This is a genomic window from Pseudoduganella sp. jia 9, from assembly GCF_055502615.1.
This window is the reverse complement of sequence record NZ_JBUPWE010000006.1, coordinates 33,848-51,410: the sequence shown is the minus strand read 5'-3', so window position 1 is coordinate 51,410 and position 17,563 is coordinate 33,848. Positions and strand designations below refer to the sequence as shown.

16 protein-coding genes are annotated in these 17,563 nt (G+C 64.9%); 3 read left to right on the top strand and 13 right to left on the bottom strand.

Annotated features, from left to right (window positions below):
- Positions 1-24: 24 nt before the first annotated feature.
- The 3 genes from ACY34H_RS08315 to ACY34H_RS08305 all read right to left on the bottom strand — a co-directional run bounded on the left by ACY34H_RS08315 (position 25) and on the right by ACY34H_RS08305 (position 4,751).
- Positions 25-1,032, bottom strand: coding sequence for a glycoside hydrolase family 18 protein (locus ACY34H_RS08315; protein WP_464977024.1), 1,008 nt, complete (start codon positions 1,030-1,032; stop codon positions 25-27).
- Entirely contained in the window at positions 1,029-1,808 is a 780-nt protein-coding gene (locus tag ACY34H_RS08310) for a cupin-like domain-containing protein (protein ID WP_464977279.1), read from the bottom strand. The genes ACY34H_RS08315 and ACY34H_RS08310 overlap by 4 nt, the downstream gene beginning before the upstream one ends.
- A 141-nt stretch (positions 1,809-1,949) precedes the next feature.
- Entirely contained in the window at positions 1,950-4,751 is a 2,802-nt protein-coding gene (locus tag ACY34H_RS08305; protein ID WP_464977023.1) for a TonB-dependent receptor, read from the bottom strand.
- A 379-nt stretch (positions 4,752-5,130) separates the two neighbouring features.
- On the opposite strand from ACY34H_RS08305, the gene ACY34H_RS08300 reads away from it, so the two are divergent.
- On the top strand, positions 5,131-5,868 hold the full coding sequence (locus tag ACY34H_RS08300) for a GntR family transcriptional regulator (protein WP_137316515.1): 738 nt from the start codon (positions 5,131-5,133) through the stop codon (positions 5,866-5,868).
- A gap of 76 nt (positions 5,869-5,944) precedes the next feature.
- Here the strand turns inward: ACY34H_RS08300 and ACY34H_RS08295 are convergent, their stop codons facing one another.
- The 8 genes from ACY34H_RS08295 to rpsP all read right to left on the bottom strand — a co-directional run bounded on the left by ACY34H_RS08295 (position 5,945) and on the right by rpsP (position 13,293).
- Positions 5,945-8,665, bottom strand: a complete 2,721-nt coding sequence (locus tag ACY34H_RS08295; RefSeq protein WP_464977022.1) for a M16 family metallopeptidase — start codon at positions 8,663-8,665, stop codon at positions 5,945-5,947.
- A 74-nt stretch (positions 8,666-8,739) separates the two neighbouring features.
- On the bottom strand, positions 8,740-9,051 hold the full coding sequence (locus tag ACY34H_RS08290; protein ID WP_464977021.1) for a DUF3579 domain-containing protein: 312 nt from the start codon (positions 9,049-9,051) through the stop codon (positions 8,740-8,742).
- A gap of 292 nt (positions 9,052-9,343) precedes the next feature.
- Complete coding sequence (locus tag ACY34H_RS08285; protein ID WP_464977020.1) at positions 9,344-10,303, bottom strand: CobD/CbiB family protein; 960 nt, start codon at positions 10,301-10,303, stop codon at positions 9,344-9,346.
- A 36-nt stretch (positions 10,304-10,339) separates the two neighbouring features.
- Positions 10,340-11,023, bottom strand: a complete 684-nt coding sequence (locus ACY34H_RS08280) for a CoA pyrophosphatase (RefSeq protein ID WP_464977019.1) — start codon at positions 11,021-11,023, stop codon at positions 10,340-10,342.
- 125 nt (positions 11,024-11,148) lie between these two features.
- Positions 11,149-11,535, bottom strand: coding sequence for a 50S ribosomal protein L19 (gene rplS / locus ACY34H_RS08275; RefSeq protein WP_464977018.1), 387 nt, complete (start codon positions 11,533-11,535; stop codon positions 11,149-11,151).
- A 131-nt stretch (positions 11,536-11,666) separates the two neighbouring features.
- Positions 11,667-12,425 (bottom strand): tRNA (guanosine(37)-N1)-methyltransferase TrmD, encoded by a 759-nt coding sequence (trmD, locus tag ACY34H_RS08270; RefSeq protein WP_464977017.1) that lies wholly within the window; start codon positions 12,423-12,425, stop codon positions 11,667-11,669.
- Between the two features lie 37 nt (positions 12,426-12,462).
- Positions 12,463-13,023 carry a ribosome maturation factor RimM gene (gene rimM / locus ACY34H_RS08265; RefSeq protein ID WP_464977016.1) on the bottom strand — a complete coding sequence of 187 codons (561 nt, stop codon included), beginning with the start codon at positions 13,021-13,023 and terminating at the stop codon, positions 12,463-12,465.
- 21 nt (positions 13,024-13,044) lie between these two features.
- Positions 13,045-13,293 carry a 30S ribosomal protein S16 gene (rpsP, locus tag ACY34H_RS08260; protein ID WP_131147267.1) on the bottom strand — a complete coding sequence of 83 codons (249 nt, stop codon included), beginning with the start codon at positions 13,291-13,293 and terminating at the stop codon, positions 13,045-13,047.
- 242 nt (positions 13,294-13,535) lie between these two features.
- Between rpsP and ACY34H_RS08255 the strand changes: the two genes are divergently transcribed.
- Positions 13,536-13,946: a TM2 domain-containing protein gene (locus ACY34H_RS08255; RefSeq protein ID WP_464977015.1), complete on the top strand. Its 411-nt coding sequence runs from the start codon at positions 13,536-13,538 to the stop codon at positions 13,944-13,946.
- 254 nt (positions 13,947-14,200) lie between these two features.
- On the top strand, positions 14,201-14,632 hold the full coding sequence (locus ACY34H_RS08250; RefSeq protein WP_464977014.1) for a glycine zipper 2TM domain-containing protein: 432 nt from the start codon (positions 14,201-14,203) through the stop codon (positions 14,630-14,632).
- Between the two features lie 103 nt (positions 14,633-14,735).
- On the opposite strand, the gene ACY34H_RS08245 is transcribed toward ACY34H_RS08250, so the two are convergent.
- Together ACY34H_RS08245 and ACY34H_RS08240 are read right to left on the bottom strand one after the other, a co-directional pair.
- A complete protein-coding gene (locus ACY34H_RS08245; protein WP_464977013.1) occupies positions 14,736-16,538 on the bottom strand; it encodes an acyl-CoA dehydrogenase in 1,803 nt (600 codons plus the stop codon).
- Between the two features lie 86 nt (positions 16,539-16,624).
- Positions 16,625-17,557, bottom strand: coding sequence for an electron transfer flavoprotein subunit alpha/FixB family protein (locus ACY34H_RS08240; RefSeq protein WP_464977012.1), 933 nt, complete (start codon positions 17,555-17,557; stop codon positions 16,625-16,627).
- Positions 17,558-17,563: the final 6 nt, after the last annotated feature.

Sequence of the window (17,563 nt, the reverse complement as noted above, 5' to 3'; positions counted from 1 at the left end):
TGGCACCGGTGTGCCTTGCCGCATTCAGCGCGCGTCCCGTAAGCCTTCCCTGAACGCCGCATCGAACGCGCCCGCGGCACCATCCGTCCCGCTGCAGCGGTCGCTGGCGCCCTGCACCGGCACCTTGCACGGCTGGTCCCGGTCGAGCGACCACCAGTGCAGTCCCGCCAGGCCCATGTCCTTCACGGCCGCGCCCAGCATGCGCGCATCGGCCAGCGTGAAATCGTTGCGTGGCACGTCGTTTACGCCGATCATCGGCGTCACCTCGATCTGCGCAAGCGGAATACCGTATTTAACGTGCACGTTGCGCACCGCCTGCACGGCCGACCTGCCCATGTCGCACACCTCGCCGCGCAGCACGCACACGTCCGGCGCGGGCGGACCGTAGTCCATCACCATCAGGTTGAACGTCCAGTCGCGCAGGGCGCTCGCGCGCACCGCGGCAAGGATCGTCTCGCCCAGCGCATTCAGGCTGCGCCTGCTGCCATCGGACGCCGCATGCGTGGCGACGGTAAACGAGAAGCGCAGGTGCGGGCGCTTCTGCTGCGCGGTGGCGGCACGCTGCACGAGAGAGGCGATCTGTTCCTTCGTCTGCCCGGCCTCGATGTCGAAATCGATGCCGGCCAGGTGCTGCGAGTCGTAGCGGGCCAGGAAGCGTTCCATGCCGTCATCGGTGGCGCAGGTGAATACGCCGCCCTGCCCGCCGGTGGAGATCACGTAATCGATACCGGCTTTTGCAAATGCCGCCACGTTGGCCTGCGCCACCTGGGCACCCGTTTGTTCGCGCCACGTCTCGCTGCCGCATTCGCCGGTGGCGAACGCCCACGTCAGCGCCGCCGGCTTGCTGCGCAGGTAGGGCGTTGCATCGCGCGCGCCGATCGCATGGTCCGGCGCGCGGTTCAGGGGCAGGAATTTATAGGGACTGACGACGACACGCGGCGCGGCCAGCGCGGCCGGCGCGGATAGCGCCAGCAGCGCCAGCAGCGCCGGCAGCGCCAGCAAATTCGCCGTCGCGAGCAGGGATTTTTTCATCGGTTCTCCACGGCTTGCGCCAGCACGGCGGCCTTCGTCAGGCCGTTCGCCGCCGGCGCGGTCCACCAGTAATTGACCATGGCATTGAGCACGCCGATCGATTCGACGTGATGCCACCACAGTGACGGAATGTACAGCGCATCGCCGGGTTCGAGCTCGGCGACGATGGCGTGCTCCAGCGCTTCACGGAATTTCGGAAAGCGACCGAAGTCGGGCGCGCGGAAACTCACCAGGCTGATCGGTGTCGGCGTCGGCGCGAAATCCAGCGGTCCGAGGTAAAGGTTCGCCACCTGCTCCGGGGGAAACAGCGTGAAGCGGCGCCGGCCGCTGACGACGCAGGCGAGGTTGTGCGACTCGTCGAAATGCGCCGGCGTGATCACTTCGTTGCCCAGCCACAGGCGCGGCGCCACCGCCGGGTGGCCCAGCTGCGCCAGCGGCGGCGCACGGTTTTCCGCTGCGAATCCGGGCAGCACATCGTCCAGCAGCGCGCTCTGCATCGCTACCGCCGGCGCGGCCGGAAACTGCGAATAACGCGCCACCTGTTCCAGCACGGCGCCCACCGTGCGCTTGCTGCGCACGAAGTTGAAGCTTTTCATGTCGGGCGAATAAAACAGCCGCCCTTGCACCTCCGGCGGCATCAGCACAGTATCGGCCGGCGTGCCCCGGTCGAAGCGCAGCAGGTAGCGGCACAGCGCCTCCGGCGCCTTGCGCGCCTGCACGACAGCCGGCCAGTGACTGACGCAGCCGCGTACGATCACCGGCCGCTGCCCAACCATCAACGCAGCACATGCTTTCTCATCCATCCGGTGGAATTCCAGGCAAAAAGTCATCGCGCGAAGTCGAAAACGGATGCGTTAACGGAAAGTTTCCCTAACCCGGGGTCAGACCCCGGTTTCAGGAAATGTTTGCGGCTGGAATCAATACTTGAACCGCAGGCCGGCGTAGTACTGCGCGCCGTTGGCATAGAAGCGGCCCGGCTGGTCCTTGTTGTACACGTAGTTCTTCAGGATCGGCTCGTTCAGGTTCTGGCCGCTCAAGGTGAGGACGACGTTCTTCGTGATGTTCCAGTTCAGCGAGGCCGACAGCTGGCCCACCGCATCCTGGTACAGCGGCGTGCCGCGGTCCTGGGCGGCCAGGTACGCCGAACGCCACGCGTAGCCGATGCGCACGTTGAACCGGTCGTTCTCGAAGTAGGCGCCGACGTTGGCGGTGGTCTTCGAGGCGCCCAGCATGTCGCACGGGTCGGAGGACGTCATCGTCTGCGTGGCCGGGCAGCTGCCGAAGTCCTGCTTCGAATCGGACAGCGTGACATTGCCGTCGACGCCGAAGCCCGCGCCCAGCGGCAGTTGCAGCGCCAGCTCGATGCCCTTCACGTTCGCGTCGACGTTGATCGGCGACGTGATGGTGTAGGTGGCGAAGGTCGGCTGGCCGGACTGCTGCGATGCGCGGCTGTCGATGAAGGTGCCGGTGCTGGTGCCGTAGCCCACGTAGTTGTGCAGGTCCATGTAGAACAGGCCCACCGATGCCAGCGCGCGCGGCGCGAAGTACCACTGCACGGTCGCATCGAGGTTGTTCGACAGCGTGGGTTTCAGCGCCGCGTTGCCGCCGTTGCCGGTATGCGTTTCATCGGTCAGCGACACGGTGCCGCCCAGCGCGCCGAAGTCCGGCCGCGTCATCGTGCGCGAGGCACCGAAGCGGGCCACGACATCGCTGCGCACGTCGAAGCGCAGGTTCAGGCTCGGCAGGATCTCGGTATGGTTGTTCTCGATGCGCGTCTGCTGCACGAAACCGCCCCACGGGAACGCGGGCAGGTTCCCGCCCGGCAGCTGGTTCGGCAGGATCTGGTAGCCGTTCGACTCACCCTCGGTGCGCACCACGCGCACGCCCAGGTTGCCGCTCCAGCCGTCGCCTTCCATCTCGGTCGACACGTAGGCGGCCTTGGTCTTTTCCGACAGGTTGAACATGTCCGGATAGTAGATCCGCTCGGTGCTGCGGTTCGAGTGCTCGGCACCCCATGCCTGCAGGATGGCCGGGTCCAGTTCCCACACATTGCGCGGGAAGTCGCCGCCCAGGTCCGCGGCGAAATCGCCCGGGTACGTGTTGCCGTTCCAGGCCGGGTTGGTATTGGCGGTACCGGGTTCAGTGTTCGCCCAGTTGGGGCCCTGCGAGATCGCGAAGTTGCTGCGCTTGTGGTCGGTGCCGCGCAGGCCGAACTTGATTTCCCTGAACGTGTCGTTCTCGAGGCGGAAGGCGGCGTCGATCTGGCCGTAGGTTTCCTCGTCCGACGTGGTGGCCGGGCTGTAGCCGAACACCCAGTCCAGCACCGTGCCGGTGAACACGGACGTATCGATGCTGGGGAATTTCACCGTGGCCGGCGAACCCAGGCCGTTCAGCTGGTAGCTGACGCCTGAGTTGTTCACGTCGCCCTCGTAGACGCCTTGCGACGGCGTGGCACCGGTACCGCGGGTCTTGCCGATCAGGCCGGAGATGGTCAACTGATCGTTGACGCGCCACTTGCCGTTCAGGTCGAGGAATTCGGATTTCGCATAGGCGCCTTCGCGCACGATGTCGTCGACGATGCCGTAGCGCAACGGCGCGGCGGCGGTGCCCTTGTTGCTGTAGTTGACCGAGGTCAGCGTGCCGTTGCGCACCGTGTACGAATCGGGCACCACGTTGCCGCCGATGGCACCGCTGCCATTCATGTCGGTCATGTAGTTGCGGTTGTAGTTCGACGCTTCCAGCTTCGAATTGAAGTACGTGGCTTCCACCGACAGGTCGCGCGACGGCTTGATCTGCGCGGCAACCAGCCCGCCCTTGCGGTGGCGTTCCTGCGTGAACAGCGAGGAGCCGATCAGGCGCGGGTACCACACGTTGGCCAGGTCCGGCCGCGCCTGCGCCAGCGGGCTGCTGGCGCCGATCTGCGTGTACTGCAGCAGTTCCTGGCCATCGCGGCGCAGGCTGCGTTTCTCGGAGAAGCCCTGCAGCATCACGCCGAAGGTATTGGTGGCGTTCTTCCAGTTCACCAGGCCGGAGAACTGCGGGTCGGTCTTCTCGGCCAGCGTGGAATACACGGCCTGCACCGAGCCTTCCAGCGTCAGCGGTTCCTTGAAGTCGAGCGGGCGGCGCGTGATCACGTCGATCGAGCCGGCGGCGCCGCCTTCGACCATGTCGGCGGTTGCCGCCTTGCGCACGATGACCTGGCCGACGATCTCGGAAGGCAGCAGCGAGTACGACGTGGTGCGGCCCACGGCGCCGCCCACCTGGTCGAGGACGAACCAGTCGCCGGACGACACGGCGTGGCCGTTGATCGTGGTCTGGGTCAGGCTGGGCGCGGTGCCGCGCAGGCTGACGCGGTCGTTCTCGTCGAAGCCGCCGGAGCCGGCCGCGGAAGAGCTGATATTCACGCCGGGCAGGCGTTGCAGCGAGTCGGCCACGTTTTTGTCGGGCATCTTGCCGACGTCTTCGGCAGTGATGACCTCGACGTTGGCGGACGCATTGCGCTTGACGGCCAGCGATTGCTGGAGCGCGGCGCGGATACCGGTGACGATCACCCGCTCCGGCTCGGCCTGCGGCGTGCCGCCCTGCTGTTCCGCGGACTGCTGCGCGTGGGCCGTGCCGGCCATGCCCAGCACCAGGATCGCTGCCGCGGCGGCCGCCGGCGTCAGGCGGTTGGTGGCCGGGCGGTGCTTGTGTTGTTGTGCTGCCTGGATGCGCTTCATTTACTCCCCCTTGATGAGGGCCCGTCGACTTGCCGGGCCGGTCGTTTCCATGATTCCGTGCGCGCCGCGCCGACGGTACGCCGCCAACGGCACAGCTGCAAATTTGCTACCTCTTGCAAAACCAATCGAACGCCAATATAACGCCAACCAATACCAGAACACTACCAATTTCCTTCTTTTTTTGTAATGTTGTATCAGGAATACATACCACTTCCTGTCAAAATGCCGGCAGATAGCGCTAACTCCCTGTAGGTATCGGAATGCGGCCATGCGGACCGCTTTATGTATGGTCTTTTTTTGGTATTATCGACGCCGCCATTCCCTGGCTCATCGGGCCAGGCCACCCACGACGCATTCGGACGATTTAGGGGAGAACACATTGACTTCGCTGGCGGACATCATGCGCGGCATGCGGCAGACGGGATTGCCGCTGTACCAGCAATTGCAGCGGGCGCTGCGGGAAGCGGTGGACAAGCGCATCTTCGGCCCGGAAGAAGCGTTGCCGGCCGAACGGCAACTGGCAGCCGACCTGGCGATTTCAAGGATCACGGTGCGCAAGGCCATCGATGGCCTGGTCGACGAAGGCCTGCTGGTGCGCCGCCCCGGCTCGGGCAACTTCATCAACACCCGCATCGAAAAGAACTTCGCCAAGCTGACGTCGTTCTCGGAAGATATCCGCGCGCGCGGCCGCATTCCGCACAGTGTGTGGCTGAAGCGCTCGGAAGGCACCGTGACCCCGGAAGAGGCGCTGCGCCTGCGGCTGTCGCCCGGCGCGCCGGTGTACCGCTTCAACCGCATCCGCTTTGCCGACGACGTGCCGATGTGCCTCGAATACGCGACGATCGTCGCCACCGCCCTGCCCTCGCTCGACGCGGTGGATGTGTCGATGTACGAAGCACTGGAAAAGACCGGTCACCGCCCCGTGCGTGCGCTGCAGCGCCTGTCCGCGCTGCTGCTCAATGCCGAGCAGGCGCAGTTGCTGCACACGCGCGAGGGCGATGCCGGGCTGGCCGTCGAACGCCTCGGCTTCCTGCGCGATGGCCGCGCGGTGGAATTCTGCCGCTCGATCTTCCGCGGCGACATGTATGACTTCGTGGCGGAGCTGAGCACGCCGTAGGCGACGGTGTGCTTTCACGCCTGCGTGCCTGCGTGCCGCGGCCAGCCCGGCCGCGGTACGCAGGCACGCTGGCGGGTCACTTGGCCTTCGACTGGTCCCCGGCCGTCACCACGACCAGCTTCGCCGGATCGACGTGCTTGCGGAAGGCGGCGTTGACCTGCTCCACCGTCAGCGCCTGCAGCTTCTGCTCATGCTGCTTGCTCCATGCGAAGGTACGGTCCAGGTACAGGAAGTTGGTCCAGGCGCTGGCCACCACCCCATCCTTCGTGCGGTTCTGCACGCGCTGCTGCAGCAGGCCGGACTTGGCACCGGCCACTTCGGCGGCCGTGAAGCCGTTCTTCAGCGCCAGTTCCAGCTCCTCGCGCACCGCCGCTTCGACCTTCTTCAGGTTCTGCGGCGCGGCGATCGCGTTGATCAGGAAGTTCGATGCCCGGTCGATGTCGCCCACATACAGCGAGGAACCGCCGCCGTACGACAGGCCATCCTTCTGGCGGATGCGGTCCATCAGCCGCGACTTCAGGCCGCCGTCGCCGAAGATGAAATTGGCCAGTTCCAGCGCCGGGTAATCCGGGTCGTCGCTGCGCAGGTCGAGGTTGATGCGCGCGATATAGAAGCCGTTTTCCTTGTCCGGCGTGTCGATCGCCTTGCGCATGGCGGCGCGGTCCGCGTTCGCATCGGGGATGCGGGCATAGGCCACCTTGCTGTCCCATCCGGCGAGCACGCCGGCGACTGTCTTGCTGGCAGCTTCCTTGTCGAAGTCGCCCACGATCGCCAGTTCGCCGTGCGATGCGCCATAGAATTCGCGGTGGTAGGCCTTCACGTCGTCGAGCTTCATCGCCTTCAGTTCGGCCAGCTGCTCGTCGACCGTCATCACATTGCGCGGATCGCCCTTCGGCCAGTGGTCGAAGTATTCGCTGAGCGCCTGGCTGGCCAGCGCCGGCGGCTCGTTGCGGTTCGCTTCGATGCCGACGATCCACTGCTGGCGAAGCTGTTCGAATTCCGCCTCGGGGAAGCTCGGCTCCCTCAGCACGTGCGCCATCAGCCGCAGCGATTCGTCGAGGTATTCGCGGGTGGTGTCGAAACGGTAGACGCTGTTGCCGGTCATCTTCAGCTTCGACATCTCGTCGGCCAGCTGGGCGCGCGTATACTTGCTGGTGCCGCGCGTGAGCATTTCGCCGGTGACGGCGGCCACCATCGACTTGCCGAACTGGTTCTTCTCGTCGCCCCAATGGAGGCGCAGGTTGACCGATACCGTTTCGCCGCGGTTCTTCTTCGGCAGCAGGGCCGCTTCGATGCCGCCGATCTTGCGGATCTCGGTGCGCGCCATGATGTTGTCCTGGCTCGGATCGAAATCCTCCGACGTCAGCACGCTCTCGCGCGCCTTGTAATCCTTCATCACTTCCTGCGCGGTGGGTGCCGCGCCGATGACGGCGCGCTGCGGCGCGTCATCCGGCAGGAACAGGCCGACAGTGCGGTTATCGCGCCGGAAGTAGCGTCCGGCCGCCTCGGCCACCTGCTGCGAAGTGATCTTCGGCAGCGTGTCGCGGCCCTGGAACAGCAGGCGCCAGTCACCCAGGGCGATCTGCTCGGAAAGCGCCACGCCCACCTGCTGCGGATCGTTCAGCGCCTTCTCGATGCCGTTGGCGAAATTGCGCCGCGTGCGCTCCATCTCTTCCTCGCTGGGAGGAGTTTTGGCGAAGCCTTCGATGGCCTCGACCAGCGCATCGCGCACCGGCTCGACCGGCTGCCCGGCCTTGACGACGGCGCCGAACAGCTGCAGGCCCGGCGCGTAGCCGGTCTGGCCGAAGCTGAACACCTGCGCCGCCTTGCCGGTTTCCACCAGCAGCTTGTGCAGGCGGCCGTTCGGCGCATCGCCCTGGATCTGGCTCATGAACTGCAGCGGATCGGCATCCGCGTGCAGGCCGGCCGGCACCTTGTAGCCGACCAGGATCAGCTGCACGTCGCCCTTGCGCCGCACGGCGAACTGGCGCTCGCCATCCTGCGCGGGTTCCACCGTCCAGAACGGCGGCAGCTTGCGTTTCGGCTTGGGGATCACGCCGAACGACTTGCTGATCCAGGAAAGCGTCTGCGAAGGATCGAACTTGCCGGCCACCAGCAGCACCGCGTTGTCCGGCTGGTAGTACGTGCGGTAGAAGGCCTGCAGGTTCTCGATCTTCACGTTCTCGATGTCGCTGCGGTTGCCGATCGTGGAACGGCCGTAGCTGTGCCAGTCGTAGGCCACGCTTTCCATCCGCTTCATCAGCACGCCGAACGGGCTGTTCTCGCCGGCCTCGTATTCGTTGCGCACCACGGTCATCTCGGAGTCGAGGTCCTTCTTCGCGACGAACGATTTCGTCATCCGTTCCGCTTCCATCTCCAGCGCCCATTTCAGGTTGCCGGCGCTGGCCGGGAACACCTCGTAGTAGTTGGTGCGGTCCTGCGACGTGGTGCCGTTGAAGTTCATGCCCCGCTCGGAGAATTGCTGCGGGATGTTGCGGTGCTTCGGCGTGCCCTTGAACAGCAGGTGTTCGAGCAGGTGCGCCATGCCCGTTTCGCCGTAGTTCTCGTGGCGCGAGCCGACCAGGTACGTGACGTTGACGGTGACGGTGGGTTTCGACGAATCGGGGAACAGCAGGACCTTCAGGCCGTTCGGCAGGCGGTATTCGGTGATGCCTTCGACGGACGGCCCCTTGACCACGCCGGGCGGCAGGGTCTGGCCATGGACTGCGGGGGCAATGAACGTGAAGCTGAAGCAGGACAGCAGCGCGGCGGGAATGGAGGCACGGCGTAGGGTCATGTGGTTTCGCTGATAGCGTTGGCAAAACCATATCCTACGCCGGCGATGGCCGGCATGGGAAGAACTAGTGACCGCTACCGCTTGTCGCCGGGGCCCGGGACGTAGCAGGCGTCGACGACCTGCAGCTTGTTGTCGACGGCGAACTGCTTGACGAAGTGATAGGCCATCGGCTCGATCTCCTTCAGGGTTTCATCGACGACGACGGCCTTGACGCCATTGATCATCGTCGGCCGCACCAGCGGAGAGTACTGCAGGTGGGCATTGCGGCCGCCGGTGCCCGCGGGCCGGAAGCATGACATCACACCGCACAGGCGATCGGCCCAGTCGCTGGGGCGAAACTGCTTGCCGTCGGTGGTAAGCCCAAGAATGAAGAACTCGCTGGCCATAGGCTGGAAACTGGTACGTGGCAGAGATACTGGAAAATGCGCTGGAAAACACGCTGGACAACGCGATGAGTATTATATCTTATAGAAGACTTGAGTACCGCAGTACCCGACCGCGGCGGGGTGGAATAGCCATTAATGATCGTTCATGCCGCTTCCCCGCTGCTCCAGGCTTGCGCACCGCAAGCGTGCGCACCGCATTGTAAGCCGGTTCGTGCGAACGCGTTGTTTCTTGCGCATGACGCTGAACCGGGCACCGATCCGGCAACGCGGCGCCCCCGGCCCTGCCCCGCCATCAGCCCAGCGCCATCGCGCCGGACATCAGCAGCAGCAGCAGCATCCACAGCAGCAGTGCGCGCCAGACCAGGCCCACGGTGCTTTGCAATGCACGCACGGTGGGCTCGTCGCCCGGCAGCGTTTCAACTTCGACATCGCTGATGTCGACCGTGGCGGCATCGGCCGGCACCACCTTCGCGGCATTTTCCTGTGGCGTGCCGAGGCGCACCCCCATCGCACCGCCGCCGGCGGCCAGGATGATGCCGATCGCTTCGTCGCGCCAGCGATGGGCGAAATTGCGCCATGCGTAGATGGCATCCTCGAAGTTGCCGACGATGGCGAAAGCCACGGCGGTCAGGCGTGCGGGAATCCAGTCGATCCAGTAGAACGCCTTCGCGGCGAACTGGCCGAACGCCTCGTTCCTCATGTGATCCGGCTCGTTCCAGGCGCGGGCCAGGTACTCGGACACGCGGTACATCACGGCGGCGGCGGGGCCCAGCGGCAGCAGGAACCAGAAGAACACGCCGAATACGTTGCGGTGCGTGGTGATCAGTGCTTTTTCGACGGCAATGCGGGCGATCTCGTTCGCCTCGAGGCCCACGGTATCCTGCTTCGTCCATTCGGCCAGCAGCGCGCGGGCGGCGGCTTCGTCGCCGGCGTTCAAGGCCAGCTGGATCGACGTGAAATAGTGGCTGTAGTGGCGAAATCCCAGGGTCAGGTAGACGATCAGCACGTTCCATGCGAACGCGGCCAGGATCAGGTTATAACGCAGCAGTACCCAGTAGATCAGCGCGGTAGGCACCATCAGCGCCGCCATCATCAGGAACCAGCCCATGCGGCCGTGGCTTGCCTGGCCCGCGTTGAACCAGGTTTCCATGCGCACCGCGAACAGCTTGATGTTGGCGTAGATCGGGTTATCCGCGCGCAGCGGCTTCATTTGCTCGAGCAGCAGCGCGCAGAGAATCGAAAGAAAAGTCATCTAAATCCCTTGGGGTGCAATGTGCGCTACGATAGCTTAAGCGCGCAAGAAATGAAACAGATTGCGCAGCATGCCGGCCGTGGCACCCCAGATGAAATGGCCCTCGTACGGCATCGTGTAGAAGGTGCGTTTCGCTGGCCGGCCCGGCTCTCCGTCCGCGGCCGGCGGGGTTGCCGAACGCACCTCGTGATGGGCACCGTCCATCAGGAAGCGCAGCGGCACTTCGAAGATTTCGGCCACCTCGAAGGGGTCGGCCTTCAGCTCGAACGGCGGCGCGACCAGGCCGACCACCGGCGTTACCGCATACCCGGTACCGGTGTAATACAGCGGCAGCGTACCGAGTATCTCGATATGCCGGCGGTGCAGGCCGATTTCCTCTTCCGTTTCACGCAGCGCGGTATCGACGGCGTCGACATCGTCATGCTCGGCACGCCCGCCGGGAAAGGCAACCTGGCCGGCATGGTCGTTCAGGTGCGCGGTGCGCTGCGTCAGCAGCACGGAAATGCCTTGCGGGCGCAATACCAGCGGCACCAGCACCGAGGCGGGCACCGGATGGGCCTTGACGGCGCGCGATTCGTCCGCGGTTTCCGGGAGCCAGTCGGCCGGCCGGGCAAAGCGTTCGCGCAGCCACCCAGGTGCCAGTCGCTCGTGCGGCAATGGCGGCTCGCCGGCGATGGCGTCGATGGGAAGCTGGGCGGGATCGAAGAGCGGCTTGGCCAAGGTGGTCTCCAGGGTGGCAATACCGGCAGGTATGGGCAAAAGGGACATAAAAAAAGGGTGCCGAGGCACCCTTTCCAATAATCGACGACGACCTTCGCGGCAAGATTCGCCGCGAAGAATGCCGATTACTCGCCTTTCGTCGCAGCAGCGGCGCGGCGGTTCGGCAGTTTTTCCTTGATACGTGCGGATTTGCCCGAACGCTCGCGCAGGTAGTACAGCTTGGCGCGACGGACGTCACCACGACGCTTCACTTCGATCGAAGCGATCAGCGGGGAGTACAGCTGGAAGGTACGCTCGACGCCTTCGCCGGACGAGATTTTACGAACGATGAAGTTCGAGTTCAGGCCACGGTTGCGGCGGGCGATCACGACGCCTTCGTAAGCCTGGGCGCGCTTGCGCGTGCCTTCGACCACGTTCACATTCACCACCACGGTATCGCCAGGGGCGAAGTCGGGGATGTTCTTGCCCAGGCGGGCGATTTCTTCTTGCTCGAGTTGCTGGATCAGATCCATTGTATGACTCCTGTTGCCATCTTGCCGGCGCAGCTTTTGAATTGCCCGGTAGAGGATGGGTTTAAACAAGCGGACCGTCACCGGTCCGCACGGGTACTGCACACGGCTGACGCCGCTTACTGCATGCACAACTAAGCAGGTTTTGCCAAACCCGCCAAAAACTTTTCATCCTGCTTGCTCAACAGTCCCGCAGCGCGGGCCCGGTCGAGAAGATCGGGCCGCTTGTGCGCAGTGGCTTCGAGCATGCGCTCGCGGCGCCACTTGTTGATCTCGGCGTGGTTCCCGCCCATCAGCACGGGCGGCACGGCCACGCCTTCGTACACCTCGGGCCGCGTGTAATGCGGCGAATCCAGCAGGCCGTTGACGAAGCTGTCTTCGACGGCCGAGGCATCGGTGTTCAGCACACCGGGCAACTGCCGCACTACCGCATCCATCAGCGCCATCGCCGGCAGTTCGCCGCCGGACAGCACGAAGTCGCCGAGGCTGATTTCCTCGTCGATGCAGCGGTCCAGCAAACGCTGGTCGACTGCTTCGTAGCGGCCGCACAGGATCACGAGCCCGGGCTCGTTCTTCAGGTCCATCACCTTCGCATGCGTCAGCTGCCGGCCTTGCGGCGACATGAACACCACGCGCGGCGCGGGCAGGCCGGCCACGACCTGGCGCCGTTTCGCGGCGGCGATCGTGGCCTCCAGCGGCTTTGCCAGCATCACCATGCCGGGGCCGCCGCCGTAGGGCCGGTCGTCCACGGTACGGTGGTTGTCGGTCGTGAAATCGCGCGGATTCCACAGGTTCAGGCCCCACCGGCCCTGCTCGTGCGCACGGCGCGTGACGCCGGACTGCGTGAGCGCGGCGAACATCTCGGGGAACAGCGTGACGACGTCGAACTGCATGGGAGCGGATTCAGGGGACAGATTCGGAAAACGGCGCTCAGTAATCAAGGCCCCAGTCCACGACGATCTTCTTCGCTTCCTGGTCTACCTTGATGACGAACTGCTCCACGAACGGGATCAGGCGCTCATTTGCCGACTGCGTGGCCGGCGACTCCGGATCAGCCTGATCCGTGATGCGCAGGATCGACTGGGGCCCGTTGCTCATCATGTCGTGCACCACGCCCAGGCGTTCGCCCTGCAGGTTCTCGACTTCCAGGCCGATCAGGTCGGCCCAGTAAAATTCATCTTCATCTTTCAGCTGCGGAAACTGGCTGCGCGGGATGAAGACCGCGGCACCCTTCAGCGCTTCCGCCATGTTCCGGTCGGTGATTTCGACCAGCGTCGCCACCACGTCGCCGGAATGCATCCTGGCCCGCTTGACTTCGACGTCGCGCAGGCCCGGCTTGTCCAGCCACCAGGTTGTTGCGTGCAGCAAGGCGTCGGCATCCGTGGAGAATGGACGAATCCGCACTCCGCCAACCAGACCGTAGGCACCGGCGATGAATCCCACCTGTACCAGATCGCCGGGAACGTCCCCGGCTTCGCTCTTGCCGCTCAAACCGCTCGAACCCGCGAAAACTTAGGCTGCTGCTTTTTGCGAATTGACCAGACGCTCGACAGCCGGGGACAGCTGTGCGCCAACGCCTTGCCAGTACGACAGACGGTCAGCGGCGATACGCAGCAGCTCTTCCTTGCCCGAAGCCATCGGGTTGAAGAAACCGATACGCTCGACGAAGCGACCATCACGACGATTGCGGGAATCGGTTGCAACGATGTTGTAGAAAGGGCGCTTCTTGGCACCACCACGAGCTAAACGAATAACGACCATAATATTTCCAAAAAGTGTACTGAGTCGGAAAAAGCCGCCGATTATAGCGTGCTCCTCCATTGCCCAGCAAGAATTATTGACAATAGTGAGAGTTGGGGCAATCCATGATTATCGCTTATATGGACCCGATGGGCAATCGCAAATTGGCTTCTCCCCGGTATCGGCTGTCGTGCCGGCCCACACAGGCAGCGGATTTTGCCCGATACTGAGCAGTTCCTGGAAACTTTGCCACGCTCATCGACATGTCGCATAAAAACAAAACGCTGGCCACGCTGCTTGCCTTCGCCCTCGGCGGACTGGGCATTCACCGCTTCTACCTGAAAGGGTTCAATGACCGCTGGGGCTGGCTGCATGCGGCGTCCCTGCCCGCCTGCGGCATCGCGATGGGCGCGGCACCGGCGGCCAACTGGTATTTCTGGTACCTGCCGCTGACGCTGTCGATGCTGGCCGGCTTCCTCGAAGCGCTCGTGCTGGGCCTGATGCCGGACGAAAAATGGGATGCCACCTACAACAGCGGCTCGGTTCGCCGCAGCGATTCGCGCTGGCCGCTGGCCGTGGTACTCGTCGCCACCGTGATGGTGGGTGCCGGCACCCTGATCGCCACGCTGGCCCGCCTGTTCGACCTGCTGTACACGGGGGGCGCATACGGCTGACCTGCCGTTTCGTGCATCGTCGGCTGACCTGCCGTTTCCTGCATCGTCGGCTGACCTGCCAGTCAGTCTGCCGATCAGTGCATCGTCGGCTGTCCTGCCGACCGTGCAGGTCGGCTGACCTGCCGTTTCGTCCATGTCGGCCGGCCTGCCGATCATTGCAGACATTGCATATTTACAAGAGATTACAATTTGCCCGGCCTTGGTGGGCGTGCGCCCGCCTATACTGCGCCCATCTGTCATTACCTGGAGCAATCATGAAATTCCGCGCCGCACTGTCCACCGCCCTCACCGCCCTCGCCCTGTCCACGCTGATGGCCGGTGCCCACGCCGACCCGCACCACAAGAAACGCGTTTGCAACGATTGCGGCAAGGTGACCGGCGTGCGCGTCGTCGAGAAGGATGGCAAGGGTGGCGCCGCGGGTGTCATCGTTGGCGGCGTGGCCGGCGGCCTGCTGGGCAACCAGATCGGCAGCGGCACGGGCCGCGATCTGGCCACCGTGGCCGGTGCCGTTGGCGGCGCCTATGCCGGCAAGCACATCGAGGGCAAGATGAAGAAGGAAAAGTCGTGGACTGTCAGCGTGCGCTACGAGAACGGCCGCACTGCCTCGTACAGCTTTGCCAACGACCCGCACATGCGCAAGGGCGACCGGGTGCGCAAGGATCGCGGCTCGATCGTACGCAGCTGATCAGGCGCGCCGCGCCAGCAGCAACCCCACGCCGGCGCTGGACAACAGCCCGGCGCACGTGAGACTCCGCCGCCGGTGGGGCACGGGCTGATCGGCTGAAACGTCAGAACATCTCTTCCGGCAACGCCAGCACGCCGGCGTGGCCATCGACGATGGCGGCGCGCATCGCACCCGATTGCGCGATGAAATGGTCGGCGAAGAAGCGCGCGGTGGCGATCTTGGCCCGGTAGAACGCGGCATCGCCGGCGCCGGACGCCAGCTTTTGCTGGGCGATCAGCGCGGCGCGCGCCATCTGCCAGCCGCCCAGCACGATGCCGGCCAGCTTCAGGTACGGCACGCTGCCGGCAAACACCGCCTTCACATCTCTTTTCGCATTGGCAAGCACGAAGCCGACCACTGCTTCCAGGTCGGCGGCGCCCTGCTCCAGCCGGCCCCGGATCGCGGCCAGATCGGCGGCGAAGTCGCCACCTTCCTGTTCGCCCAATTGCGTGCCCGTCGCCCGCGCTTGCGCGATCAGGTGCGCGGCAACCTTGCCGCCGTCACGCAGCGTCTTGCGGCCGACCAGGTCGTTGGCCTGGATCGCCGTCGTGCCTTCATAGATCGTCAGGATCTTCGCGTCGCGATAGTGCTGCGCGGCGCCCGTTTCCTCGATGAAGCCCATGCCGCCATGCACCTGCACGCCGTCGCGCGCCACGTTCTCGCTCATCTCGGTCGACCAGCCCTTGATGACGGGAACCAGGTATTCGTACACCGCCTGGTGCGCCGCGCGCGTTTCCTCGTCCTCGTGGTGATGGGCGATGTCGTGGAAGCCGGCGCCCACATAGGCCAGCGCGCGCGCCGCCTCGGTCTGGGCGCGCATCGACATCAGCATGCGCCGCACGTCCGGGTGGTGGATGATCGATACCGGGCCGCTGGAGCCGGCCACGTCGCGCGACTGTACCCGCTCCCGGGCGAACGCCACCGCCTTCTGGTACGCGTTCTCGGCCAGGCCGATGCCCTGCATGCCCACGCCGAAACGGGCCGCGTTCATCATGATGAACATGTATTCGAGGCCGCGGTTTTCCTCGCCGACCAGCGTGCCGATCGCGCCGCCGTTGTCGCCGAACTGCAGCACCGCCGTGGGGCTGGCCTTGATGCCCAGCTTGTGCTCGATGGAGACGCAGTGCGCGTCGTTGCGCGCGCCCAGCGAACCATCCGCGTTGACCAGGAACTTCGGCACGATGAACAGCGAGATGCCCTTCACGCCCGGCGGCGCGTCCGGCGTGCGCGCCAGCACCAGGTGCACGATGTTTTCCGTCATGTCGTGCTCGCCGTAGGTGATGAAGATCTTGGTGCCGAAGATCTTGTAGGTGCCGTCGCCCTGCGGCTCGGCGCGCGTGCGCACGGCGGCGAGATCCGAGCCGGCCTGCGGCTCGGTCAGGTTCATCGTGCCGGTCCATTTGCCGGTGACGAGCGGCTCCAGATAGGTGGCCTTCTGTTCATCGCTGCCCGCCGTCATCAGCGCTTCGATGGCGCCGTCGGACAGCAATGCCACCAGGGCGAACGACAGGTTCGCTCCATGCAGCATTTCCACGCACGGCGTGCCGATCAGCTTCGGCAGGCCCTGGCCGCCGAAGTCCTGCGGGTGCTGCAGGCCTTGCCAGCCGGCGTCGGCGAACTGGCGGAAGGCTTCCTTGAAACCTTTTGTCGTCGTGACCTGGCCGTCGTGCCAGTAGCTCGGTTCCTTGTCGCCCGCATGGTTCAGCGGGTCGATCACGCCGCTGACGAACTTGGCGTTCTCTTCCAGCACGGCTTCGGCCGTATCGCGCGTGGCGTCTTCGCAGCCGGGCAGCGCGCTGACGGCGTCCAGGTTGGCCAGTTCGTTCATCACGAACAGCATGTCTTTGATCGGGGCGGTATAGCTCATTGTCGTCTCCAAAAAAAAAGCCACGGTGGCCGGGCGGTGGTGCCTGGCCAGCGTGGCTCGTGGTGGGGTCAGGTCCCTGGTGAGGATCAGCCCAGTTCTTTTACCAGTGCCGGAACGATCTCGAACAGGTCGCCGACGATGCCGTAGTCGGCCACCGAGAAGATCGGCGCTTCCGGATCCTTGTTGATGGCCACGATCGTCTTCGAATCCTTCATGCCGGCCAGGTGCTGGATCGCGCCGGAGATACCGACGGCGATGTACAGCGACGGCGCGACGATCTTGCCGGTCTGGCCCACCTGCCAGTCGTTCGGCACGTAGCCGGCGTCGACGGCGGCGCGCGAAGCGCCCATGGCCGCGTTCAGCTTGTCGGCCAGCGGCTCCAGGACCTTGAAGTTGTCGGCCGAGCCGATGCCGCGGCCGCCGGAAACGATGACCTTGGCGGCCGTCAGTTCCGGACGGTCCGACTTGGCCACTTCACGGCCCACGAAGCTCGACTTGCCGGAGTCGGCGACGGCCGTCACGTTCTCGACGGCGGCCGAGCCGCCGGTGGAGGCGGCGGAATCGAAACCGGTGGTGCGGACGGTGATGACTTTCACCTTGTCCGACGATTGCACGGTGGCGATCGCATTGCCGGCGTAGATCGGACGCTCGAACGTGTCGGGCGAATCGACCTTGGTGATCTCGGAAATCTGCGCCACGTCCAGCTTGGCGGCCACGCGCGGCAGGATGTTCTTGCCGTAGGCGGTGGCCGGCGCCAGGATGTGCGAATAGGCGCTGGCAACGGCCAGGATCTGCTCGGCCACGTTTTCGGCCAGGCCGTCGGCGAAGTGCGGCGCGTCGGCCAGCAGCACCTTGGTGACGCCGGCGATCTGGGCGGCCTGCTGGGCGGCGGCCGAAGCGTTGGCGCCGGCGACCAGGACGTGGACTTCACCGCCGGCTTGCGCGGCAGCGGTAACGGTGTGGTGGGTGCTGCCTTTCAGGCTGGCGTTGTCGTGTTCTGCGATGACGAGTGCGACCATGATGTG